This window comes from Paenibacillus sp. 01T422 (genome assembly GCF_056398785.1).
On the sequence record NZ_JBFTQB010000356.1, the window covers coordinates 1 to 5964 of the forward strand.

Sequence of the window (5964 nt, forward strand, 5' to 3'; positions counted from 1 at the left end):
AAGCAATCGCGGTCGCATGCGGTTTTGCCGATGAATTTCATTTTGGTAAAATGTTTCGAGCATGGAATGAAATTTCCCCGGCGCGTTTCAGAGCTTTGCACAAATAGCCCGGTATCAGGTTGCGTAAGCATTTTTATGGTAAAATGGTGTTTAAAATAAGGATTGGTTTGGGAGAGGGGCTTATCTATGAGTGCCGAAATTGAGAAAAAATTTTTATTGCCTTCATTTCCTGTGAGTGAATTGGAAAATCAAGAAATTAAGCTAGTATCCAAGCAGTACATTTATCAAACGTATTTGGCTATTTCGAAGGATCAGGAAATTCGCGTGCGTCAGCTGGTGGATGGCTCTGGCGAGTCGAGTTATACACATACGTTCAAATCTGGTCATGGTATGGTTCGGGAAGAAATTGAGTACAACATCTCTGAAACTGTTTATAAGCAGCTGTTGGAGCACACGGGTTTGATTCCGTTAGAGAAGATTCGCACTACTGTAGAAGCTGAGGAACATTCAGGGCTTTACTTTGAAATTGATGAATATAAACAAGTGGATTTAGCGGTGGTAGAGGTAGAATTTCCAAGCATTGAAGCGGCTGAGCGATTCGAAGCACCAGCTTGGTTCGGACGTGAGCTGGGGTCAGAGGACGAATTCCGTAATAAGTCCATGTGGGTTGCCTTGCAGAAAAAGTCAGCCATAGGGGATTAAAGCACATTTGAAAGAGGGTCATCTCATTTTGGACATAAGACGATTAGGGGAGCAGGATGTGCCGAAGGTGCAAGCACTTATGGTAGATGTGGTTTCACGGCTGCCATCCACTCTGTATTCGATGGATCGTTTGGAAGGGTTATACGAAAAAGTTGAACAAAAGGGCGAGATGTACGGCGCTTATCAAGGGGATACACTCGTTGCTTATACGGTGCTCGCATTCCCTGGACTAAGCGCCAGCAATCTCGGACGTGAGTTTGGCGTGCCGGAGGCAGAATTGCCAAGAGTCGCTTCGCTGGAAGGCACCATCGTGCACGAATCGGCGAGAGGACAAGGACTGCAGCGTCATTTCCATGCCTGGAGAGAGCAACGCGCACGGGAGAAAGATATGTTGTACATATATGCTACTGTTCACCCAGACAATGTGATAAGCCGGCGAAATTTAGAGTCGGCTGGATTAACGCTGCAATTCTCCCGCCCGATGTACGGTRGTCTACCGAGACAGTGTTATGCGAAGAAGCTATTTTGAAAGAGATAACTCTCTGACCTTTTTCCATTCGCCCAGTTGCTTTTCCAAATGCTCGACTAGCGTATTGACATCGTTCAGAAACTTGTCTTTTTCGCTGGCGTCGAGCTTGGAAGCATCGTTCTGCAAATCGCTCTCACTTGGAGCTTGTACAACCGAGAGCAGTTGCTGCAGTTTAATTTGAATAGGAGCCTTTGCCATTGCCAATGCTATTGTCGCAGTCTCTGCCAGTTGAGATTGGCTGCTCGGCGAGGACAGCCCGCTTTGCTCCGCCAGAGGCATATCGATTGCCGTGCTGGCTTTTTGCGCTTTGGTTGGAGCCTTTGCGGGAGCAGGTTTAGAGCGCTCTGCGCGGTTGTTTTGAAAAACAGACCACGTTTCGACCAATTCGTTCCCCGATTTGTACAAAAGCTTCCCTTTCGTGCTCTCCGAAATATCCTTATCTTTGAACATTTTCGCGATTTTTTTCACGTCACTTACTGGCATTTCGTCTCTTGCAATAATCAAGGCAAGCGGATCGCGATGCTCGATGGCCAAATCTTTGATAGGCAGCAGCTGATCTTCTGTCAGCTTGTCCTTGCGAATTTCTGTACCGCTGACGATCAGTTTTTTGACGGCGTTGCCGAATTTTAATAGATCACACTTATTTTTGATGTAGGACTCAGGTTTGCCCAGCTTGCTGGAGAGGTATTTAATAGAAGAACTGAATTTCGCATCATTCATCAGCCTATGGAAAGCCTCGGCTTCCTCAATAGGGGAAAAGCCTTCCCGTGTCAAATTCTCCGCAATTTGCTCCAGATAGATTTCCATCTCATCCGTAACATTAGACACAATACAGGACATGGTAGGCTTTCCAAGCATTTTACTAGCTTTGTACCTGCGGTTCCCATAGATGATTTTGTAGCGGTTGTTTGCCGTCGTTCTGACTTTAATCGGAGAAAGCAAACCAATTTCCTCAATACTTTTCATGAGTTCTTGAAGCGCTTCTTCGTCGAATTGATATCTGGGCTGGTCCGTGTCTTCATCAATTAACGCGATAGGAATTTCAATAATATCCATAACATATCTCCAATCATTCAGATTTCATCTAAAGCGCGACATTGCGTTGTTTAAACTCCGTAGGGGTTAACCCGGTAACTGCTTTGAAATTTCTGCAAAAATAATGAATGCTGGAATACCCTAATTTCATCGCAACGGCTTCAATGGTAGGTTCGTGCAGCAAAAGCAGCTGTGCTTGTTTCACTCTTTCCAGAACCAGATAATGCTTAGGGGCATAGCCAGTTGCTTCGCGGAACAGCTCTGCGAAGTAGGTGGGATGGTAGCCGCTTATTGCCGCAAGCTCAGGCGTTGACCAGTTGCGGGATGCATCTTGCTGAATCGCCTCAATGGATGCCGCGATTTTGCTGTGCTCGGTTGCTGCGCGAAAACGTTTGTCCATTTGGTAGCGTAACAAGGATGTAAGAATTTGAATGAGATAACCGCGAGCAATCGAACCATAACCAGGTTCCTGATGGACGAATTCCTTGGCGATCCGCGCAAACAGGCCTTCCAACTGTGTAAACTCGTAGAAATGCCACATATCCACATCTCCGTGACCCTCCACATGAACGGTATAAGTTTTGGCAGGTCTTACTAGCTGTTCTCTCGTATGTAAAATGATTGTCGGTTCTGGATGAATGGCTTCGGTTGAGACGGAGTCCCAGCGGAAATGGATGCTGCCCAGTAGCGAGGGACCGTCGGAAGAAATGGCCAATCGATGCGGCGTGTCTGAGCCATAGAACAGGCAATTCCCCGGCAGCAAATTCAGGGATTTCCCTGCGAATTCAAAACTGGCAGAACCAGATACCAAGAGGATGAGCTGGCAATCAGGAATCGTGCGTGGCCCCCAAAAAGTACCTGCTGGAGCTTGGAAATAATTACTGAAGTTGACCGTAGGACGCAGATTTCCGAGTGATCCGAGATGAGTCTTCATTGGACATCCCCCCACAAGGGTGTGACTTGCCTCTATTGTTTCACACTATCTGTGAAAAGTGCAAGACCTATTAAGGTTGTAAAACCCTTTTCTACATMCTTATTTTGGAAGCCATCCAATTCGAATAAAAAGATTGATCTACCGGTTCGCAGATGGAATAATAGAGGGGAGATGTCGAATTATGACGTTTAAAGTTTAAGGATGACGGGAGTAGAGTCTCATGAAAACGATGCAATACACGATAATAGCTCTAGTTTTCGTCATATTGGTCTCATCCTCTGAATTTGTTCTCGGTAAGTATAAAACCTCTTTATTTAATGAGCTTAGAATGACTGAACAGTCGCAATTATCCTCGCGGGCATTGGTCTTGCAATCGGTGATTGACCGTAATTTTAATTTAATGGTCAGTCTAGAAGCCTATGTAAGTTCTAATTATTTGCAAAATAAAGACGATCAAGAAGTTTTGAATTACATTGCTTCTCTGTATCTTGGCGCTCAAGCTTCTACACTGAATCTAATTATCGCCCCCAAAGGGATTGTGACGGCCGTTTTTCCGCTTAAAGGCAATGAAAGCATAAAGAATTGGGATTTGTTGAACGACCCTCGCATGAACGTGCAACAGCAAATTTTGCACGGGCTGCAAACGAAGAAGATGACCATGGATGGTCCGTTTAAGCTGCTGCAGGGAATGAACGGGTTAGTTGCACGCAAAGCGATTTATCAAAATGGAGAGTTCTGGGGATTCGTATCGGTTGGAGTCGATGTGGATCAATTGCTTGCTGAAGCGGGCATGAAGAGTGGAGATCCAAGAAATGATCGACTTGCGATCCGCAATCCGGGTCAACCTGCCTTTTTTGGCGATGATTCCGTTTTCCAAACGAAACACACGAAGGCCATCATTGAGCTTGCAGATAATAACTGGGAGCTGGGTGCGCTTCCTCCGGACAGTGCGGTAGAGAATATCAATCAGCAGATTGTAGTGACGCGAGCCTCGTTCATTACGATACTGGTCCTAGGTCTGCTCTTCTTCCTTTATATGTTTAGGCAGCGGGACAATTTAAGCAAAGCTGTGAATGATCGCACGCAAGAATTACAGCTCGCCAATGAAGATTTGACGGCGGTGAATGAGGAGCTGATAGCCGGGCAGCAGGAGCTGAAGGATTCGACCAAGAGACTGCTGGAATCGGAACAAATGCTTTCTTACCTGGCTTACCATGATGTGCTGACMGGGATTCATAATCGTGCGTATTTTCAAATGGTTTTGAAGGAACAGATCGTCTATAACGAAATCAATCATACTTCGCTGGCGGTGCTGTTTTTTGACTTGGATAATTTTAAAATGGTCAATGATTCACATGGTCATCATATGGGCGATCTGATGCTGCGTGAGGTTGTCAACCGGATTCAGCAATCTGATCTTCCTTTCCATACATTCGCTAGATTCGGGGGGGATGAGTTCGCGATCCTGCTCGAGGATTGTCCGGATGAACAGGACATTCAGCGCTTCTGCGAGCAATTGATCGAGATCTTGAAGCCTGCGTGCCTGATCTCCAGTCGTGCTTTTTTCATCAGTGCAAGCATAGGGATTGTGCAATATCCTTACGGTGGATTGACATGGGAATCGCTGCTTAAAAATGCGGATATCGCGATGTATATGGCTAAAAAAGAGAGCGGCAGCTCCTACAGCTTCTTCGATAAGCAAATGGCGATGAATTCTGTATCAAAGCTTGAAATGGGTAACCACCTTCGTCAGTCCATGGACCGAAACGAACTTGAGCTTGTTTATCAGCCGCAGGTCGATTGCCAACTAGGTAAAGTCATTGGCGTTGAAGCCTTGCTGCGCTGGAATCACACAACGAAGGGGCACATTACTCCTTCGGAATTTATTCCAATTGCTGAAGAAATGGGTTTCATTGTTGCCATCGGGGAGTGGGTGATGCGGGGAGCCTGCTTGCAGATGAAGGCTTGGCACGACATTCTGAAAGAACCGTTGACGATATCCGTTAATCTCTCGGTTAAGCAGCTGAACGATGAGCGGTTTGTCGATAAAGTGATTCAAATTTTAGAGGATACAGGCCTTGAAGCCAAGTATTTGGAAATTGAAATCACTGAAAATGTCGCGATGCGGGATGAGCAGCTGGAGGCTCTTGGCCGTTTGCGCAAGTTAGGAATTGCGATATCCGTCGACGACTTCGGTACTCATTATTCTTCACTCAGCTATTTAAAAAGGTTTCCCGTCACCAAAATCAAGCTGGACCAATCGTTTGTCCGCGGCGTACAAACGGATGACAAGGATCGGGCTATGATCAAAGCGATCATATCTGTGGCCAAATCATTCCAACTGCAAATCATTGCTGAAGGCGTTGAAACGGAAGAACAGGCTAGATTCTTGGTTGCCAATGGCTGCAGCCAAATTCAAGGTTACTACTTCTTTAAACCTATGTCGGCTGATCAGACGCAGGGCATACTCCAAGAGAGCTTGCAACCGAAGCTCGGCTTTATGAGAACAACCATCTAAACGAAAAGAGGCCGCCCCAAGTAGAACAATCTACTTTCGGGGCAGCCTCGTTTTTTATAGCGGGACAATTTGTTTTTGTTTGTTTTTGAAATAAACCCAATGTTTGAAGCCGATTTCTTTCAGCGTTTTGCTGACATCTTCCCAATCTTCCCCAACGCGGCTTGGGATATGCGCATCAGAGCCGAATGTAACTTCAACGCCATAGTGAAGGGCTTGCTCTAACATTGCATGCGATGGGTACCAACC

Annotated in this window: 6 protein-coding genes; 3 read left to right on the plus strand and 3 right to left on the minus strand. The window is 45.9% G+C overall.

What is annotated here, in order from left to right; all coding sequences use genetic code 11:
• Window positions 1-186 precede the first annotated feature (186 nt).
• Both AC1DUA_RS19730 and AC1DUA_RS19735 read left to right on the plus strand, forming a co-directional pair.
• Window positions 187-702: a CYTH domain-containing protein gene (locus AC1DUA_RS19730; RefSeq protein WP_477501391.1), complete on the plus strand. Its 516-nt coding sequence runs from the start codon at window positions 187-189 to the stop codon at window positions 700-702.
• Window positions 703-730: 28 nt separating this feature from the next.
• Window positions 731-1231, plus strand: a complete 501-nt coding sequence (locus tag AC1DUA_RS19735) for a GNAT family N-acetyltransferase (protein WP_477501392.1) — start codon at window positions 731-733, stop codon at window positions 1229-1231.
• Here AC1DUA_RS19735 and AC1DUA_RS19740 read toward each other — a convergent pair.
• Entirely contained in the window at window positions 1223-2287 is a 1065-nt protein-coding gene (locus tag AC1DUA_RS19740) for a ParB/RepB/Spo0J family partition protein (RefSeq protein ID WP_477501393.1), read from the minus strand. The genes AC1DUA_RS19735 and AC1DUA_RS19740 overlap by 9 nt on opposite strands.
• Window positions 2288-2315: 28 nt before the next feature.
• Window positions 2316-3200 (minus strand): helix-turn-helix domain-containing protein, encoded by an 885-nt coding sequence (locus AC1DUA_RS19745; protein WP_477501394.1) that lies wholly within the window; start codon window positions 3198-3200, stop codon window positions 2316-2318.
• A gap of 220 nt (window positions 3201-3420) precedes the next feature.
• Between AC1DUA_RS19745 and AC1DUA_RS19750 the strand changes: the two genes are divergently transcribed.
• Window positions 3421-5718 carry a bifunctional diguanylate cyclase/phosphodiesterase gene (locus AC1DUA_RS19750; RefSeq protein WP_477501395.1) on the plus strand — a complete coding sequence of 766 codons (2298 nt, stop codon included), beginning with the start codon at window positions 3421-3423 and terminating at the stop codon, window positions 5716-5718.
• A gap of 54 nt (window positions 5719-5772) precedes the next feature.
• Here the strand turns inward: AC1DUA_RS19750 and AC1DUA_RS19755 are convergent.
• A partial coding sequence (locus AC1DUA_RS19755; protein WP_477501396.1) for a PHP-associated domain-containing protein occupies window positions 5773-5964 on the minus strand: 192 nt, incomplete at its 5' end.